15 protein-coding genes are annotated in these 18,031 nt (G+C 51.9%); 4 read left to right on the forward strand and 11 right to left on the reverse strand.

Annotated features, from left to right (window positions below):
* Nucleotides 1–29: 29 nt before the first annotated feature.
* From HRI97_RS08780 to HRI97_RS08790, 3 genes are all read left to right on the forward strand, one after another.
* Nucleotides 30–1,208 (forward strand): leucine-rich repeat domain-containing protein, encoded by a 1,179-nt coding sequence (locus tag HRI97_RS08780; RefSeq protein WP_253725092.1) that lies wholly within the window; start codon nt 30–32, stop codon nt 1,206–1,208.
* Nucleotides 1,209–1,222: 14 nt separating this feature from the next.
* Nucleotides 1,223–1,660: a DUF6884 domain-containing protein gene (locus tag HRI97_RS08785; RefSeq protein ID WP_253725093.1), complete on the forward strand. Its 438-nt coding sequence runs from the start codon at nt 1,223–1,225 to the stop codon at nt 1,658–1,660.
* 364 nt (nt 1,661–2,024) lie between these two features.
* Nucleotides 2,025–2,762, forward strand: coding sequence for a DUF4469 domain-containing protein (locus tag HRI97_RS08790; protein WP_253725094.1), 738 nt, complete (start codon nt 2,025–2,027; stop codon nt 2,760–2,762).
* A gap of 260 nt (nt 2,763–3,022) precedes the next feature.
* Here the strand turns inward: HRI97_RS08790 and asd are convergent, their stop codons facing one another.
* The 11 genes from asd to lysS all read right to left on the reverse strand — a co-directional run bounded on the left by asd (nt 3,023) and on the right by lysS (nt 16,445).
* Nucleotides 3,023–4,123: an aspartate-semialdehyde dehydrogenase gene (asd, locus tag HRI97_RS08795; RefSeq protein ID WP_253725095.1), complete on the reverse strand. Its 1,101-nt coding sequence runs from the start codon at nt 4,121–4,123 to the stop codon at nt 3,023–3,025.
* 74 nt (nt 4,124–4,197) lie between these two features.
* A complete protein-coding gene (gene dapA, locus HRI97_RS08800; protein WP_253725096.1) occupies nt 4,198–5,103 on the reverse strand; it encodes a 4-hydroxy-tetrahydrodipicolinate synthase in 906 nt (301 codons plus the stop codon).
* Nucleotides 5,104–5,168: 65 nt separating this feature from the next.
* Entirely contained in the window at nt 5,169–6,128 is a 960-nt protein-coding gene (locus HRI97_RS08805; RefSeq protein ID WP_253725097.1) for a D-2-hydroxyacid dehydrogenase, read from the reverse strand.
* Between the two features lie 12 nt (nt 6,129–6,140).
* Nucleotides 6,141–7,067, reverse strand: a complete 927-nt coding sequence (locus tag HRI97_RS08810; RefSeq protein ID WP_253725098.1) for an RluA family pseudouridine synthase — start codon at nt 7,065–7,067, stop codon at nt 6,141–6,143.
* Nucleotides 7,068–7,097: 30 nt separating this feature from the next.
* The gene (gene asnA / locus HRI97_RS08815; RefSeq protein ID WP_253725099.1) at nt 7,098–8,129 is read right to left on the reverse strand and encodes an aspartate--ammonia ligase; all 1,032 of its coding nucleotides are present in this window, start codon (nt 8,127–8,129) and stop codon (nt 7,098–7,100) included.
* 75 nt (nt 8,130–8,204) lie between these two features.
* Nucleotides 8,205–8,738 (reverse strand): adenine phosphoribosyltransferase, encoded by a 534-nt coding sequence (locus HRI97_RS08820; RefSeq protein ID WP_180485459.1) that lies wholly within the window; start codon nt 8,736–8,738, stop codon nt 8,205–8,207.
* Nucleotides 8,739–8,771: 33 nt separating this feature from the next.
* Nucleotides 8,772–9,689, reverse strand: coding sequence for a prephenate dehydrogenase (locus tag HRI97_RS08825; RefSeq protein WP_253725100.1), 918 nt, complete (start codon nt 9,687–9,689; stop codon nt 8,772–8,774).
* Nucleotides 9,690–9,728: 39 nt separating this feature from the next.
* On the reverse strand, nt 9,729–10,751 hold the full coding sequence (aroF, locus tag HRI97_RS08830; RefSeq protein WP_253725101.1) for a 3-deoxy-7-phosphoheptulonate synthase: 1,023 nt from the start codon (nt 10,749–10,751) through the stop codon (nt 9,729–9,731).
* Nucleotides 10,752–11,143: 392 nt separating this feature from the next.
* The gene (locus tag HRI97_RS08835; RefSeq protein ID WP_253725102.1) at nt 11,144–13,045 is read right to left on the reverse strand and encodes an ABC transporter ATP-binding protein; all 1,902 of its coding nucleotides are present in this window, start codon (nt 13,043–13,045) and stop codon (nt 11,144–11,146) included.
* A gap of 3 nt (nt 13,046–13,048) precedes the next feature.
* Nucleotides 13,049–14,782 carry an ABC transporter ATP-binding protein gene (locus tag HRI97_RS08840; protein WP_253725103.1) on the reverse strand — a complete coding sequence of 578 codons (1,734 nt, stop codon included), beginning with the start codon at nt 14,780–14,782 and terminating at the stop codon, nt 13,049–13,051.
* A 67-nt stretch (nt 14,783–14,849) separates the two neighbouring features.
* The gene (gene lysS, locus HRI97_RS08845; protein WP_253725104.1) at nt 14,850–16,445 is read right to left on the reverse strand and encodes a lysine--tRNA ligase; all 1,596 of its coding nucleotides are present in this window, start codon (nt 16,443–16,445) and stop codon (nt 14,850–14,852) included.
* Between the two features lie 466 nt (nt 16,446–16,911).
* Between lysS and HRI97_RS08850 the strand changes: the two genes are divergently transcribed.
* Nucleotides 16,912–18,027: a D-alanine--D-alanine ligase family protein gene (locus tag HRI97_RS08850; RefSeq protein WP_253725105.1), complete on the forward strand. Its 1,116-nt coding sequence runs from the start codon at nt 16,912–16,914 to the stop codon at nt 18,025–18,027.
* Nucleotides 18,028–18,031: the final 4 nt, after the last annotated feature.

Genomic DNA, 18,031 nt, shown 5'->3' on the forward strand with positions numbered 1-18,031 from the left:
TCCTGCAAAAGTTTTTATGGGAGTCATCTATGACAAAACGTAAAGACACGAAGGCAAAAGCTTTTACGTGCAGAGGAGCGGCGGCGCTCATCACGGCCGCACTGTTGACAGCGGCACTGCTGCTTACGGGCTGCCCGCAAAGTATCGAAAATAAGCCGAACATACCGAGCGGTCCCGATCCGAACTTGCGTATCGAAGGCGGCGTGCTTAAAGGGTATAACGAAACGCCTTCGGGCGCCCTCGTCATACCCGCAGGCGTTACTGAGATAGCCGGCAGTGCGTTTTCGGGTTGTACGAGCTTAACGCAAGTAAACTTTCCCGCCTCGCTTACAACTATCGGCAGCTATGCTTTCGATAGTTGTACGGGATTGACAAGTTTGACCTTACCTGCAAGCCTCGAAACGCTGAACTACAATGCCTTTTACGGCTGTACGGAAATAGCAGGCACGGTAGTCATGCCTGCAAACCTCAAGACTATCGGCAGCAGTACTTTTTCCAACTGCAATAAGGTCGACGCTTTCGATTTTACACAGTGTACCCAGCTTACCTTTATCGACAGCTCGGCGTTCGGAAACTGTACGAAGATAACGGCGGTAACTTTGCTTAAAAGCCTTAAAACGATTGCAGCCAGCGCTTTTTCAAGCTGTACAAATCTTACAACGCTTACGGTGGATGCGGCAAGTCCGCACTTGTCTTCTGAAGACAATATCATCTACGATTTCAATAAAACAAAGCTCTTGTGCCGTGCGCCGAACGTAACGCAGGTTACCTTTCCGCCAACGCTTACTGAGATAGCCGGCAGTGCGTTTTCGGGTTGTACGAGCTTAACGCAAGTGAACTTTCCCGCCTCGCTTACAACTATCGGCAGCTATGCTTTCGATAGTTGTACGGGATTGACAAGTTTGACCTTACCTGCAAGCCTCGAAACGCTGAACTACAATGCCTTTTACGGCTGTACGGAAATAGCAGGCACGGTAGTCATGCCTGCAAACCTCAAGACTATCGGCAGCAGTACTTTTTCCAACTGCAATAAGGTCGACGCTTTCGATTTTACACAGTGTACCCAGCTTACCTTTATCGACAGCTCGGCGTTCGGAAACTGTAAAGCGGATGCCGTATTTACGGTAAAGGCGGGCGGCAACATAAAGAACTTGTTGCTCAACAGCCGCAGCGGCATAAAAGCAAGCCAAATACGGGAAGTTCCCTAAGGGAAGGAAGAAAAATGAAAAAGGTCGTATTGATTTCGTGTTCCAAAGAAAAAGAGCCGGGCAAACACAGGGCTGAAGATTTATACATAGGCAGCTTATATAAAAAAGAGCTTGCCTATGCTAAACACGTCCTAAAACCCGATATGATATTCATCCTCTCGGATAAATATCATCTGCTCGAACTGTCAAGGGAAATCTCTTATCATGAGGGTAATTTTAAGACACAACCTGCCGCCGAAAGAAAAAAATGGGCGCAAAAAGTCCTTGCTTCGTTAAAGGAAAAGACGGACATGGAAAAAGACGAGTTCACCATACTCGCAGGGGAAAAGTATTTTCACTACCTCATCCCCGCCCTTAAAAAATATAAAACGCCCCTGCACAAAATAGGCGGCATAGGCAGTCAATTACATTGGCTCAAAGAAGAGCTTGCAAAACGGGGCATCAAAGCCTAGCGGACTGCCGAAAGCGGCCGGCGTTTCAACGGATAATTTTCCGTACTGTGTAATTGATAAATCCGTTACACAGTACAAATTATCAATTACATAAGAAGGTATAAAGACACTCAAAAGGTAAACCGCCCGGTTACACGCGCCGCTCTTCTTACGGTTTACCCGCGTCTTCCGGCGGACACCCCGCCCGAAGCTTCCATAAGCGCCTCCCGCTCTTTATTCTTCGGGTTCTTAAGGCGGAGCCCTAAGCAGTGCGAGGAAGAAGGATGGGGTCGTAGGGGCAGGAAGAAACCCCTGCCCTGAACGGGGGTGTCGTCCTGCCCCTGCAAGACGGGGTCTAAGGGCTCCCCCTTATGAGGAGAACACCATGTCAAAGAAAAAGTTCGTATGGGAAGTCTACCTTCGTCCGAACACGCTTTCAAAAGATACCGAGCGCGACTGCATCGCGGACGTCCGTTTCCGCGGAGGAGCGAAACGGAACGAAGACATCGCCGACGTCATCACAAAAGAAAGAAGCGAGTTCCGGCGCGAAACCATCATCAATATTTTGAACCTCCGCGACGAAGCGGTAAAAAACTTCATTCAGGACGGCATGAGCTTTATCGACGGCATCGTGCAGATCGCCCCGCGCGTTACGGGCGTGTGGAAAACCGAAAACTCGCCCTATAACGCGGCCGTACATAAGCGTACCGTAGACCTCATTCCGACGCACGACTTCAAAGCCGTCCTCGACGATATCACCATAAAAGTACTCGGCTTAAAAGACGATTCGTTCCGCATCACGTCAGTCACCGACACGGCGACGGGATTGTCGGACGGCACAATCACGATCGGAGACGACCTCATCATCGAAGGAGAAAAAATCAAAGTCGATGAAAGCGATGCCGCTCAGGGTGTGTTTTTCAAAGGAGCCGACGGTGCGGAGCACAAAACCTCCCGCCGCCTTTCGGTCAATAAGCCCGGTCAGCTCATCGCCCGCGTTCCCTCATCGCTTCCCGAAGGCAAAACGACCGTCATCGTGCGCACAAAGTACACGGGAAGCGCAACCGTATTGAAAGAGCTCCGCGAAATCGTCTGTAAACTTAGCTGCACCGCCAAAAGATAATCTCAAAGCAATCGCATCCGGCTGTCCGCTCAAAGGCAAGCCCTTTCGAGCGGATATTTTATTCGTGCACAGTCTCGATCCGATCGTATATTCCGTACCGCTCGTATAGCGCCTTACGAACTTTTCGTATACGGCGATACGCGCTTTTCGTATGCCGCGACTCGGATCTCTCGTATACCGCCCTGCGAAGCGCTCGTATACACTTGCACGAAGCTCGCGTATACCGCTTCCGAAACCCTCGTCCGCTTCAGCGTCCCCCCTTACAGCGCGTCGAAAAAGCCTTTAGCCTTCAAGAGTTCCGCGTTCAAAATACCGCCGAGCGCGGCACCGCGTTTCGTATTGTGACTCAGCGAAACGAATTTTACGTCGAACACGTTGCACGGTCGGAGCCGTCCGATAACGCAGGCCATGCCGCCTTCGGTTTCGCGGTCGCGCCTCGGCTGCGGGCGGTTTTCTTCGGAGCGAAGCACGATCGGATGAACGGGCGCGGACGGCAGCTGCAATTCCTGCGGAAGCGAGCGATAGCTCTTCCACACGCGCGCGATCTCTTCGATCGAAGGTTTTTTCTCCTGCGGTAAATCGAAGTCGAGGTTTACGCAGGCGGTGTGTCCGTCGACGACGGGAACGCGCGTACACGTCGACGATACGGCAGGGCCCGCCGCATTGACGATTTCGCCGTCTTTGACCGAACCGAGTATCTTCAAACATTCGCGCTCGGTTTTTTCTTCTTCGCCTCCGATAAACGGCACGATATTGTCGATCATGTCGAAGGACGGCACGCCGGGGTACCCCGCCCCGCTGGTCGCCTGCAGCGTCGTTACGATCATGCACTTGATCGGATAGCCCGCCCGGATGAGGGCGTGGATCGGCATCATATAAGTTTGCAGCGAACAGTTCGGCTTTACGACGATAAAGCCCTTGTCCCAGCCGTAGTGCCGTTTTTGAAACGCGATCACGTCGAGGTGCGCCCAGTTGATTTCCGGTACGAGCATGGGTACATCGCTCGTCCAGCGGTTTGCACTCGCGTTTGAAACGACGGGTATACCCTCCGCCGCATAGCGCGCTTCGAGCGCTTTGATTTCGTCTTTGCTCATTTCAAGCGCGCTGAACACAAAGGCGCATTTGCCGAGCGCACGCGGTGCGTCGTTCGCATCCTCGACGGTAAGCTTTGCAACGCCCGAAGGGATATCCGCTCCGATGAGCCAGCGGTTTGCGACCGCTTCTTCGTACGATTTGCCCGCGGAGCGCGGACTTGCCGCAACATAGCTCACTTCAAACCACGGATGATTTTCAAGCAGCGCGATATAGCGCTGACCGACCATGCCCGTCGCACCGAGCACGCCTACCGGTATCTTTTCCATAACAATTTCCTTAATAATTTTATTCGTCAAATGTAAATTCGGCGGAGCGCAACGCACGCCTTACAATCCGTGCGTTATAATCCGCACGCCGAAAGCGCTTCTTCGATAATCTTTTTCGCCTCGTCGTGCACGTCGACGAGCGGCAAACGCACGCTCCCCGAAGGCAAACCTTTGACGCGCATCGCATATTTTATCGACGTGGGATTTCCGTCGATAAAAGCCGCTTTGAAAAACGGCAGCAGGCGATAATGAATTTTCCGCGCCGCTTCATAATCGCCGGAAAGAGCCGCTCTTACCATTTCCGAAACGAGAGCAGGCGCCGCATTCGAAACGACCGATACGACGCCGTCGCCGCCCGACGCCAAAAGCGGAAGCGTCATCGCGTCATCCCCGCTCAGTACGGCAAAGTCGGGATGCTTCGATTTAATCGTCGCGATAACGTCCGTCATCTGCGAAATGCTGCCGCTCGCTTCTTTTACGCCCGCGATATTCGGCAAATCCGCGATGCGCGAAAGCGTCGGCGTATCGATGTTTTTTCCGGTGCGGCCGGCGATATTGTACACGAGGATCGGAATGCCTACGCGAGAAACCGCTTCAAAGTGCCGAAATATGCCTTCGGACGAAGGTTTATTGTAATAAGGAGTTACGACGAGAGCGGCATCCGCGCCCGCTTTTTTTGCGCGCTCCGTGTAACGGACGGCATCTCTCGTATTGTTGCTGCCCGCGCCGAGGACGACAGGCACTTTGACGCTCTTCGCTTTTTCGAACGCACGCACTTCTTCCATTACGACGTCGATGATACGCTGTTCTTCGTCTTCATCGAGCGTCGGCGTTTCGCCCGTCGTACCGAGCGGCACGAGTCCGTCGATGCCCTCTTCCATTTGAAAACGGAGCAGCTTTCGATATCCGTCATAATCGATCGAACCGTCTTCCTTCATCGGCGTAATCATCGCCGTAAATGCACCGCGTAACCGTATCATAATCGCCTCGCATTTTCGAATGATGAACGCATTATCGCACGTTTATGTGTTTTGAGCAATGCATTTTATTTTCGACAGCCGGTCGTAAAATCGACTTCATTGACAAGCGCTTGTCCGTTTGTAAAGCGTTTCAAATTATCGAGCGCGATCGCAAAGATGCGCCGAAAAGTTTCCGGCAAATGATACCCGCCTGCAACGTGCGGTGTCAAAATCAAATTCGGCGTTTTCCAAAGCTTCGAATCGGCGGGAAGCGGTTCGGGAACGGTAACGTCGATTGCCGCACCGGCGATCAGTTTTTCCGTAAGCGCCGCATAGAGGTCGTCAGAATTTACGGCGCTGCCTCGTCCGGCATTCAAAAAAAATGCAGTCCTTTTCATACGGGAAAATCGCGCTTCGTTCCACATTCCCTCGGTCGACGCATTCGACGGCAAAACGGACGCAACGACATCGGCACGCTCCAGCATTTCGTCAAGTTTGTCGATCGCAGCCACTTCATCGAAAAAATCAAGCGCGGAGGCGGCCTTTCGTTTTATGCCGATCGTGTAAGCGCCGACGCCTTTAACGAGATGGGCAAAATACGTTCCTATATCGCCCGTTCCGACAATCAAAACGCACGCGCCTTCAGGCGTCGTCACATCTCCCATATCGGTCCATACGGATTTATTTTGCGCATCGCGGTACAGGTGCAGCTTTTTCATAAGCATGAGCATGACGGCGAACATGTGCTCCGCGACGGCTTGTCCGTATGCGCCGCTCGCATTGGTAAGTTTCGCGCCGACGGGAAAAACGCCGGGAGCGATGTACGCATCGGCGCCTGCGGAATTGAGCTGCATCCATTTGAGATTCGAAGCATTTTTTAATAAAACAGGATCCGCATTTCCGAAGATGATTTCGGCGCTTTGTATGAGTTCCTTTGTCGCGTCATTCGCCGCGCAGTACGCTACTTCATATCGATCGTGCGCCTCCGTTTCAAGCGCGCGCTTTTGTTCCGCTGTCAGATTCCACACGCATACAAGTTTTTTCATATCGACCTCCAATTAAAACCCTTCCGGCAGCTTTGCACACACCGTAAGCATATCGCCGCTTACCGGATGCACAAACGAAAGCGAATACGCGTGCAGAAAAAGCCGTTCCGCTCTTTCTCCGCCGTAGCGTTCGTCGCCGAAAATCGGCATACCGCGAGAGGCGAGGTGAATGCGGATTTGATGCGTGCGTCCCGTAAGGGGCTTCGCTTCAATTCTTAACAATTTTTTTCCGTCCCTCGTGCATTCGCCGAGCACCGTAAAATCCGTACGCGCAAAGCGCCCTCGCCCGTCCGTTACTTCACCCCACATGCCGCTTCCGCCGAGCTTGCCGATTCTGCTTTCGACGCTGAAGTACGCTTCGGGCGGCGCAAAAGGTTTTGCGGCGAGGGCGCGGTATATTTTTCGCACGCCGCCGTTTTCGAACAGTTCGTGTATGCGCGCGTTTACCGAACGCTGTTTTGTAAAAAGCAAAACCCCGCTCGTCGTCCTGTCGAGGCGGTGCATGATACCCGCATACGGCTTGTTTCGAAGCGAAGGATTTTTTTTCCACAGCCACGATATGACGGCGTCGTGCATATTGTCCCGCTTTCCCGCAATCGTCGGTTCGGTAAGAAAGAAAGCGGGTTTATCGACGATTATTAAAAAATCGTCTTCGTATAAAATCGATTTTTCGGAAAGTTCAAAAGATATGTCGTCGTTTTGCTTTTCGTAAAAAAATTTTTCCCGATCGATTTTTACGGCGATGCGGCATCCCTTTTTTATCATATACGCGGGGATGCGGCGCTGCGCACCGTTCGAAAATACCGCGCCTGCGATGATGAGGCGCCGTATTTTGGAATTGCTTACGGATGCTTCAGTACCGAAATACGGCGGCAGTTTTTTTCGCAAAAGCTCGTCGAGACGGGAAGCTTCATCGGCGATAAAAAAAATCGTTTCCACCGCAGAGCCGCTTTTATGCGGATGTCCGCGCTACAAAAGCGCGATGCCCAAGTCGGCGCAGTCTTTAATCATTTTTTTCGGCCAAATGCTCACCTGCGTTTCGCCGATGTGCGCTTTTTTGAGCAAAAACATACACAAGCGAGACTGCCCGATACCGCCTCCGAGCGTTTGCAGCAGTTCGCCTTTTAATAATTTTTTGTGGAACTCGAATTTTTCGCGGTCGGTACAGCCCCGCTCTTTGAGCTGCGCTTTCAGCGATTCGGGAGAAACGCGGATGCCCATGGACGAAAGTTCGAGCGGCGCTTTCAGCACGCCGTTCCATACGATGATATCGCCGTTCAAGCCGCGGTGTCCGTCGCCCGTTTCGGTAATCCAATCGTCGTAATCGGGCGCGCGCCCGTCGTGAACGGAACCGCTCGGCATTTTTCCGCCGATGCCGGTTATAAACACCGCGCCGTATTTTTTTGCAGCCTTCGCTTCCCGCTCGTGCGGAGTAAGAGCGGGGTATTCCTTTTCCAAATCATCGGCATACAAAAGCGTAATATTTTCCGGGAGAGACGGCGCAATCGAAGCGTAGTGATCGTAAATATAAAACTCGGCGCGCTTGAGGCAGCGGTAAATTTTTTTTACGATTTCGTGCAGGTAAAACACCGTGCGATTTTCAGGCTCGATCGCCATTTCCCAATCCCACTGATCGACGTACAGAGAATGAATCGCATCGAGCGTTTCGTCGGGACGGATCGCATTCATATCCGTGTAAATGCCGAAACCCGATCGCATGCCGAGCTCCGTCACTTTCAAGCGCTTCCACTTGGCGAGCGACTGCACGATTTCCATGCGCTTGTTTTCCATATCTTTTACCGGAAACGATACCGGCCGTTCGACGCCGTTCAAATCGTCGTTTACGCCGAGTCCGCTCTGTACGAAAAGCGGCGCCGTAACGCGCGTCAAATTCAATTCGGTCGAAAGCGCCGTTTGGAAAAAATTTTTTATCAGGACGATCGCGTGTTCCGTCTCTTTCGAATTCAGTATCGGCTTGTAATGCAACGGCAATTCATTCATAAAATATCCGTAATTAATAATTAATAATTTTCAAAAATTGCAAATCTCAGAGGTCTTCCTTAAACGTATGCACGATCATGCGCCGTGATAATCGATGAGCGTCGTAACGCGTATCGGCTCAAGCGCTTCTTTGTAGTGCAGATCGGCAAGTCCTATGACGCCGAAAAAATCGGAAACGATTCCTCCTCCCTGTTCGATAAGGTTACGGGAAGCTTGGAGCGTTCCGCCCGTCGCGATCAAATCGTCGACGATGAGATAGCGCTTTCCCTTTCGGATGTCCGATTTATGCGCTTCGATTTCCGCTTGTCCGTATTCGAGCGAATACGCGCACGTATATTTATCGCCCGGAAGTTTTCCTTTTTTACGCACGAGCACGAGCGGGATACCCATGCGAAGCGCAAACGGAGCCGCGAACAAAAAGCCGCGCGATTCGACGCCGGCAATCGCATCGATATGTTTATCGCGGTATATGTTTACCATGCTGTCGATACAAAACGAAAACGCCTGCGGATTGACGAAGATGCCGGTGATATCGTAGAAAAGAATCCCCGGCTTCGGAAAGTCGGGAACACGACGGATCGCGCCGTCGAGCACTTCAAGATCGGTCATAATTATCGATTTTAATGAACGGGCTTCACCTCGTCAATACGAACGCTTACTCGTTTTTACGACGAAGGTTCCCATATTCATGCGCCGCGTGCGGACGTCTTCGAGGTAGGCTTCGAGCGAGGCGGCATCGCTTTCCGCGACGGCTTTTTTTATAAGCGCAAGCTGCTTTTCAAATGAATCGATATGCGAAAGGAGTTCGTCTTTGTTTGAGAGAAACAGTTCCGTCCACAGCGGCGCGTTGATCATCGCAATGCGCGTCAAGTCTTCAAAGCTGCCGCCGCCGAATTCGGTGATCGTTTCGTCTTCGGCACTTTTGACGAGGGCGGACGCGATAACGTGGCAGAGCTGACTCGTAAATGCGATTTTTCGATCGTGAGTTTTGCAGTCCGTTTCGACGATGCGCGTAAAGCCCATCGCGGCGATAAGGCTTTTTATGAGCGCAACGTTTTCGGCTTTATTAGAAGGCTGCAGCATCAAAATATAATTTCGCCCTTTAAAATACGCGCCGTTCGAATTGACATAGCCTTCTTTTTCTCCGCCCGCCATCGGATGCCCGAAAATAAAATCGACGTCGTCTCTCGAAAATTTTGCAAGACCGTCGGCTAAAAAGGTTTTAACGCCGCTTATGTCGGTGACGATCGAAGCGCTTTTAAAATCGTCTCGGTGCGCTTTAATAAATTCGAGCGTCGCGTGCGGATAAAGGCAAATATATACGATATCGCACTCGGAAAGCATCGCGCCCGCTTCGCTCGGAGCAAAGCCCTTGTCGATAACGCCGTCTCGGACGGCAGCGTCGAGCGTTGCGCCAAGCGCATCGCACGCAAAAATTTTTCCCGGAGAATCAGGCATATCGAGCACGTTGGAGCGTATCGCTTTTGCGACGGAACCGCCCATGATACCGAGTCCGACGATGCCGTAAACGGCATCCCGAAGACTACTCATTGCATTCATAATTTCCCCCATAAACTGTGCGCATTATGTACGGTGCCGTTACACGCTTCGTCTTTCGATTTCCGCAACGCGGGCGAGCGTTTTCATCAGCGAAGCGAATTCGTCCGGGCGCAGGCTCTGCTCTCCGTCACACAGCGCGCGGCTCGGATCGTTATGCACTTCGATGATGAGGCCGTCCGCACCCGCCGCGACCGCCGCCTTTGCAAGCGTCGGCACCATCCAGCTCATGCCGCACGCATGGCTCGGATCGATAATGACGGGAAGATGGCTCACTTTGTGCAGATACGGAACGGCGCTCACGTCGAGACAGTTACGCGTATAGGAATCGAAAGTGCGCACGCCGCGTTCACAGAGTATGACGTTTTCGTTGCCGCTCGCCATAATGTATTCGGCGGACATAAGCAGTTCTTTGACCGTCGCCGCCATGCCGCGTTTTAATAAAATCGGTTTCCCCGCTTTGCCCATCTCTTTTAATAAATCGAAATTTTGCATATTGCGTGCACCGATTTGAATGACGTCGACGTCGGCGAAATACTGCAGCTGGCGCACGTCCATCAATTCGGTGACGATCGGAAGCCCCGTTTCCTTTTTTGCCGATTTTAAAAATTCAAGACCGAGCGCGCCGAGCCCTTGGAACGCATAGGGAGACGTGCGCGGTTTGAACGCACCGCCTCTCAGCAGTTTTGCGCCCGCCTTTTTGACTTCTTTTGCAATCGCAACGACCTGCTCTTCGCTTTCGACGGAGCAGGGACCTGCGATCACCGGAACCGTATCGCCTCCGAATCGTACCGCAGATCCTCCCGTACCGACGACGATTACCGTATTGTCGGGATGGAAGGCGCGGTTTGCCATTTTATACGGAGCCGTAACGCGCTTTACGTCTTCGACGATCGGATCGGCGATGACGCTTTCCGTATCGAGCTTTGTCGTATCGCCGAGCAAACCGAGAATCGTCGCTTCTTCACCGCGCGAAACGTGTACGCCGTACCCCTTTTCTTTCCACTGCCGGATAAAATCCTGCATCTCGGCATCCGTCGCATTTTTTTTCAAAACAATAATCATAGCACACTCCTATAAAAACTTTAATAATTTAAAACAAAAAAGGGAACTCCGGAGAGTTCCCTCTGTTTACTTGCTTTCAGTAAAACACGTACCGGGCATCAGGCCGGCAGGACTTCTCCGCATAAAGTGAAAAAACGATAGTAATAATAAGCGTATACCCCGCGCAAGGCGCCGCTTGCACAAAATGAGCGCATATCGTTTTTTACGGAAAAACCGTGTTTCATGATTTTACTCTAGCGAAAAATAATCGCGTTTGTCAAGGGCGTTGCCGAATATCGTTTCTCGAAGCCCGTAGAATACAATCGATTTACTTCAGCGCTTCGGCAACCGATTCCCCGACCGATTTGCCGCTTGTCATAGCCCGGCCGACGCCCGCACGCTTCGCCATCCCCCTACTCCAAAATCGCGCTGCCCGTATACAGTCGATAATAGCGGCCGCCCGACGCGATGAGCTCATCGTGCGTACCGCGCTCGATGATCGTACCATGTTCCAGCACGACGATTTCATCCGCATTGCGGACGGTGCTGAGGCGGTGCGCGATGACGAACACCGTCCTGCCTTTCATAAGGCTGTCCATGCCTTTTTGAATGAGCATTTCGGTTCTCGTGTCGATCGAACTCGTCGCTTCATCGAGGATGAGCACCGGCGGATCGGCGACGGCGGCGCGCGCGATCGCGATGAGCTGTCTTTGCCCCTGACTCAAATTTCCGCCGTCGCCCGAAATGACGGTATCGTATCCCTTTTCAAGTCTGCGGATAAAAGCGTCCGCATTTGCAAGGCGAGCCGCAGCGACAATCTGCGCATCGCTTGCTTCCAAATTGCCGTAGGCGATATTGTCGCGTATCGTTCCGGAAAAAAGATGCGTGTCCTGCAGCACGATACCGAGCGAACGGCGTAAATCGTCTTTTCTGATTTTATTGATCGGAATGCCGTCGTACGTGATGCTGCCCGAATCTTCGGCGACGTCGTAAAAGCGTGTCAAAAGATTTATCACCGTCGTCTTTCCGCTGCCGGTTGAGCCGACGAGCGCGATCTTCCGTCCGGGTAAGGCGCGTATACAAATGTCGTGCAAAACGGTTTTTCCTTCGTCATAGCCGAAACTCACGTGATCGAAGGCGACGTCACCTCGCAGCTTTATCAATTTCGTGTCGGAGAGATCTTTCCACGCCCATTCGCCGGTATATGCGAAAGACTGCACGAGCTGCGTTTTCCCGAATTTATCGCGCGCTTCACATGCATTGACAAGGGACAGCTTTCCTTCGTCGGCTTCGCCCGCCTCATCGATGACCGCGAACACCCGCTCCGCACCGGCGAGCGCGTTCAATATTCCGTTGAACTGCTGACTCATCATCGTTATCGGCCGGCTGAAATTTCGCGTGTACTGCAAAAAGGCGGCGATGGAACCCAAGTCGAGCTTGCCGCCGATGACGAAGAGCGCACCTGCGACCGCGACGAGCGCGTACTGAACGTGCGAAAGATTTCCCATAAGCGGCATGAGCATACCCGCGTAAGCATTCGCGCGGATCCCCGAAGCGCAAAGCTCGCCGTTGAGCGAAGCAAAAGAAGCGATCGCTTCGCGTTCGTGATTGAACACTTTGACGACGCGCAGCCCTTCGATGAGTTCTTCGATATAGCCGTTTACCCGTCCGATATTTTTTTGCTGATCGCGGAATGCGCCCGCGCTCTTTTTTCCGACAAAAGCGGCGAGCAGCATGATGAGCGCAATCGAAGCGGCGGCGATAAGCGTGAGCACGGGACTCAGCACGATCATCATTGCAAATATGCCTGAGACGGTAATGGCCGACGAAAAAAGCTGCCCCAAACTCTGACTGAACACATCGCGCAGCGTATCGATATCGTTCGTAAAGCGCGACATGATTTCGCCGTGCGTACGGGTATCGTAATATTTTATCGGGAGCGTTTCAAGTTTTTCGAACAGATCGCTTCGGATCCGAAAGAACACGTCCGACGAAATATGCAGCATGATACGAGAACTGCCCCATGAAGCGAAAGAGCCTGCGGCAAAAATCGAAAAAACAAAGCCGAGCATTTTAATAAATTTCGTTAAATCGGGATTTTGTTTTCCGATAAGCGGAATGATATAGTCGTTGAGAGCGGGTTTTATCGCATACGAACTGACGACGCTCGATCCTGCGTTTACGGCGATAAGGATGAAAACCGCAATCCACAACGCTTTGTATTGCGCCATATAAGACGCGAGCCGCTTTATCGTCGAGCGCGTATGCTTCGGCTTCGCATAGCCTTTTTTTTCGAATCGCTTTGTTTCCGGCATAGCCTACACCCCGACCGTCCGCTGCGACTCGTACACTTCTCTATAGATCGCATTCGATTTTAACAATGTTTCATGCGTGCCGAAACCGCTTATTTTGCCTTCGTCGAGCACGAAGATGACGTCGGCGTCCCGCACCGATGAAATGCGCTGCGCGATGATGATCTTCGTCGTCTCGGGATGCGAATTTTTTAAAGCGGAGCGTATACGCGCTTCGGTCGCCGTATCGACTGCGCTCGTGCTGTCGTCGAAAATCAATATTTTCGGATTTTTCAACAATGCGCGCGCAATACACAGCCGCTGCTTTTGCCCGCCGGAAATATTGACGCCGCCCTGCCCGAGCACCGTATCGTAACCCGACGGAAAAGATTCGATAAAGACTGCGGCATCCGCCGCTTTGCACGCCGCAACGATCGCTTCATCGCTCGCCTCTTTATCGCCCCATTTGAGATTTTCTTTTATCGTACCGCTGAATAAAACGTTTTTTTGCAGCACCATCGAAACGCCGTCTCGGAGAGCCGTCAAATCATAGCGTCTCACATCTTCTCCGCCGACCCTTACCGCACCGGCACTTACATCGTACAGGCGGGGAATAAGCGAAACGAGCGTCGTCTTCGAAGAGCCGGTACCGCCGATGATGCCTGCGACCTGTCCGCTTGCAATGTGCAGGCTGACGTTTTCAAGGGCGAAGCTGCCTGCCTTTTTGGAATAGCGGAACGATACGTTTTCAAAATCGATGGAACCGTCTTTAATAATTTTCAGTCCGGCATCGGGAGGTGCGACGGAGCTTTTTTTATCAAGCACTTCGTTTATGCGCGCGATCGACGCACGGGAAAGCACGAGCGAAACGAAAATCATGCCGAGCATTAAAAGCGACATGAGGATTTGTGTGATGTACGAAAGAAAGCTTACGAGCTCTCCCGTTTTCATATCGCCTGCAATTATCATATTGCCGCCGAACCACAGAGAAGCGATAATCGTACTGTACACGGTCATCTGCATGACGGGCCAAATCCATAAAACAACTTTTTCCGCCGAAACCTGCGCACGTCTTACGCCGTCCGCCGAAAAAGCGAATTTTTCGCATTCGAATTTTCCGCGCACAAAAGCTTTTACAACTCGGATCGCGATGAGATTTTCCTGAATGATCGTATTGAGCGCGTCGTATTTTGCAAGCATTTTTCCGAACCGGGGATACGCTTTCGAAGAAACGATGGCGATGGCGATTATTAAAATCGGAATCGAAACGAGAAAAATCGAAGCGAGGCGGCGATTTATAACGTATGCCATAACCGTACCCGATACGAGCATAAAGGGCGCGCGCACGCTCGGACGGATGAGCGTCTGATACACGTTTTGCGCATTCGTCACGTCGACGGTAAGGCGTGTGACGAGTGAAGCCGTTCCGAACTCATCGATATCGGCGAAAGAAAAATCCTGCACGTTTGCAAAGAGCTTTCGCCTGAGATTGTGGGAAAATCCCTGAGAAGCGGAAGCTGCAAAGAATGCTCCGGCCGCACCGCACAAAAGCGAAACGATCGCACAGCCTATCATAATGCCGCCGGTACGCACGACATAAGCGATATCGCCCTGCGCGATGCCCACGTCGATGATGCGCGACATGATGTACGGAATCACCGTCTCCATGACAACCTCTCCGATCATCGTAAACGGAGACAAACACGTATATGCAATATATTTTTTTTCAAGTCCTCTAATCAGATTTCGCAGCGCCGGCATGGCCGAAAGTATAGCACGGCAAAAAATATTTTACCATACGTTTTTCGGCATGCGCTCGTTCGGCAAATTAATAATTCGATAAAATCTTTTCGAGCTTTTCTTTTCCGATGATTTTCATAAAGCTTGCAAGCCGCGGTCCCTGCTCTTTGCCGATGAGCACGCGGTACATGATACCAAAAAGCTCTTTCGGCTTAATGCCGCATCCGACGGCCGTGTCGTAGATCTTTTGCGAAAGTTCCTGCTCTCCGCTCGATTCGACAAAGGGCAGCACATCGCCTTTTATCTTTTCGACGACCGCTTTTTCCGCATCGCTTAACGCAAGCGCCCCGCTTTCGATCCGGAGTGCAAATTTAAAATCTTCCGGAGCGCATTCGGTAATCCAATACCGCGCACACTCGCATCTCCGCTTCAAACAATCTTTTTGTTCGTCACGTACGTCGCTCAAAGATGCGATAACCGCATTGATATCGCCCGAATAGGTCTGTAAAAGCGTCGTGAGCATTCTGAAGCCGATTTGATAAGGCATGACACGCGGCAGCTCGGGCTCTATTTGAGAAAGCAAATAGACGCGCTTTTCGTGATTTGCAACGTCGTCGTTTTTCGCCTGTTCGAGCCCCCATGCGATGCGCTCGGTGCGGTCGTACGCTTCGTACACCGTGATGACGTCGAGATCGAAGCTGATCGCAAATTCGTGATCGACTTTGTTGACGGCAAAAATATAGCGCAGCACTTCCGGCTGGTACACGCAAAGCGCGTCGGAAAGCGCGATGACTTTGCCCTTCGACGACGACATCTTTCCGGGGATTCCCTTTAAGCCGACAAAATCGTACTTCATCGTAACGGGTGCATCCCAGCCGTACACTTTTTTCGAAACGAGTTTTGCCGTATCGTAAGAACCGCCGGGACTCACGTGATCTTTTCCGCCCGGCTCGAACACCACTTTTTCTTCGTTCCATCTCATCGGCCAATCGACTCTCCAGCCGAGCTTAAAGCCCTTCGACGTGCGGAGATCTTCGGTCGCTTCATGTCCGCATTCGCATTTGTACGATACGCCGTATTCGCCGTCGTAGCCGGTGATCTCCGTCGTATCGCGATCGCACTTCGAACAAAACACCGAAACGGGCCAATACGCTTCGTCCGATTTCATTTTGTGCGCGTCGTCGCGGTATTCGTTCAGACAGGATTTAATAAGCTTGCGATTTTGCATCGCCTTTTTCATACCTTCGGCGTAGCGATTTTCGCGGTAGCGTTGAGCCTGATATAAAAATTCGGGGTGAATGCCGACTCTCGGAAGCTCCCGCTCGATATCGACTTCGTGATGGCGCGCATAGTTTTTATCGCGTCCTGTCGTATCGGGCACCATCGTAATCGGAAAGCGCAGATATTTTTTCAGCTCGTCCTGATTCGGCATATTCGCGGGTACTTTGCGGAACACATCGTAATCATCCCACGAATAGATAAATCGCACGTTTTTGCCGCGGTCGCGCAGCGCGCGCACGACTAAATCGACCGTGATGATTTCGCGGAAGTTCCCGATATGCACGGTACCCGACGGCGTTATGCCCGAAGCGCAGGTATATAAATCGCGCTCGCCCCGCTCCGAAACGATAGTGTCCGCGACGCGGTCAGCCCAATGGCACAAAAGTTTTTTATCGATACCCATATTGTTTCCCGATTGCAATTTGTTAAATTCAATTTCGAGTTTTATTAAACTCGAAATTTTCCATCCGATTCGCTCACCGACTGAATGGCGAGTTTGGAAAGCAAATCAAATTATGCTTATGGCAAGGTTCCGGCTGCGTGCCGTTTCGAGCGTTAGGCTTACGGAAGCCTGCCCTAAAAGCTCGACCGCGGCTAAGCGGACGGGTTCTTACCGAAAACACAGCTTTATTAGCTCATACTCTCCAAACTCGACATTCGACCTATTAAAATGACAACGCAAAAAATGCGCAGATTTGCCTATCCTATCACGAGTGAAAGGAAAAGACAACAGTTTACTTTACGTTTGCTTTACGCACTCTCATACGTCTGCGCGATGTGCGCGTTTGCACGACGGCGCCTGTGCCTTTACATTTCACATTTTGCGCTAAGCCATTCCCGAGGCGCACCGAAAGTGCTATACTCGTTCTATGACGATAGCACTTATCTACGGCGGAAAAAGCGGCGAGCACGAAGTATCGCTCATGTCGGGCGCGGCGGTCGCGCGGCACATCGACAAAAAGCATAAAATCATTCTCATCGGCATCACAAAAGACGGACGATGGTTTTTACAGGACGATGCCGAACTCGACCGCGTAAAAGCCGACGCAAAGGCGGCGCTTAGGGTAACGGAAAAAGAAGGCGCTGAAATAAGGGTCGCTCCCGGAATGAAAAATGCGGCCTTTTCGGCGGGCGGCCGGATGCTCGACATCGACGTCGCGTTCGCAGTCCTTCACGGTACGAACGGCGAAGACGGCACCATTCAGGGACTCTTCGAAACGGCGGACATCCCCTATGTCGGCTGCTCCGTCACGGCGAGCGCGCTCACGATGGACAAAGAAAAAACAAAGGTCGTCCTTCAGGCGGCGGGCATTCCCGTCGTCCCCTACGTTACCGTGCGGAGAGCGGATGTGCTCGATTCGCGCGCGTACGATGCACTCGTAGAAAAAGCCGTCAGTACACTCGGCTTTCCGCTTTTTGTAAAGCCATCCGCGGCGGGCTCTTCGAACGGCGCTGCAAAAGCGGAAAACGCAAAGGCGCTTTCGGTCGCACTCGCGGACGCTTTTTTGTGGGACGATAAAGTGCTTATCGAAAAGGCGATAAACGCCCGCGAACTCGAATGCGCCGTCACCGGAAATACGACGGCGGCGGAAGGAGTGCGCGAAAGCGTTAGCGTATACGGACCCGGTGAAATCGTTTTGACGCACGAGTTTTACGATTACAACGCAAAATACAAAGACAGCGACGGCGTGCGCATACCGGCGGACATAAGCGAGAGCCTCCGCGAAAAAATCCGAAACATCGCACTGAACGCATACAAAATCGTCGACGCATCGGGTTTGAGCCGCATCGATTTTTTTCTCGACAAAGACTCCGGCGAAATCTATCTCAACGAAATCAATTCGATGCCGGGTTTTACGGCTATCAGCATGTTTCCGAAAGCCTGCGAAAGCGAAGGCTTGAGTTTTACCTGTCTCACCGAATTGCTGATCGAAGAAGCGATTCTCCGCCGCAAAGAGCGAAGCGTTTTAAAAACATCGCGCTGAGTGC

This window comes from Treponema socranskii subsp. buccale (assembly GCF_024181585.1).
GTDB classification, from domain to species: Bacteria; Spirochaetota; Spirochaetia; order Treponematales; family Treponemataceae; genus Treponema_D; species Treponema_D buccale.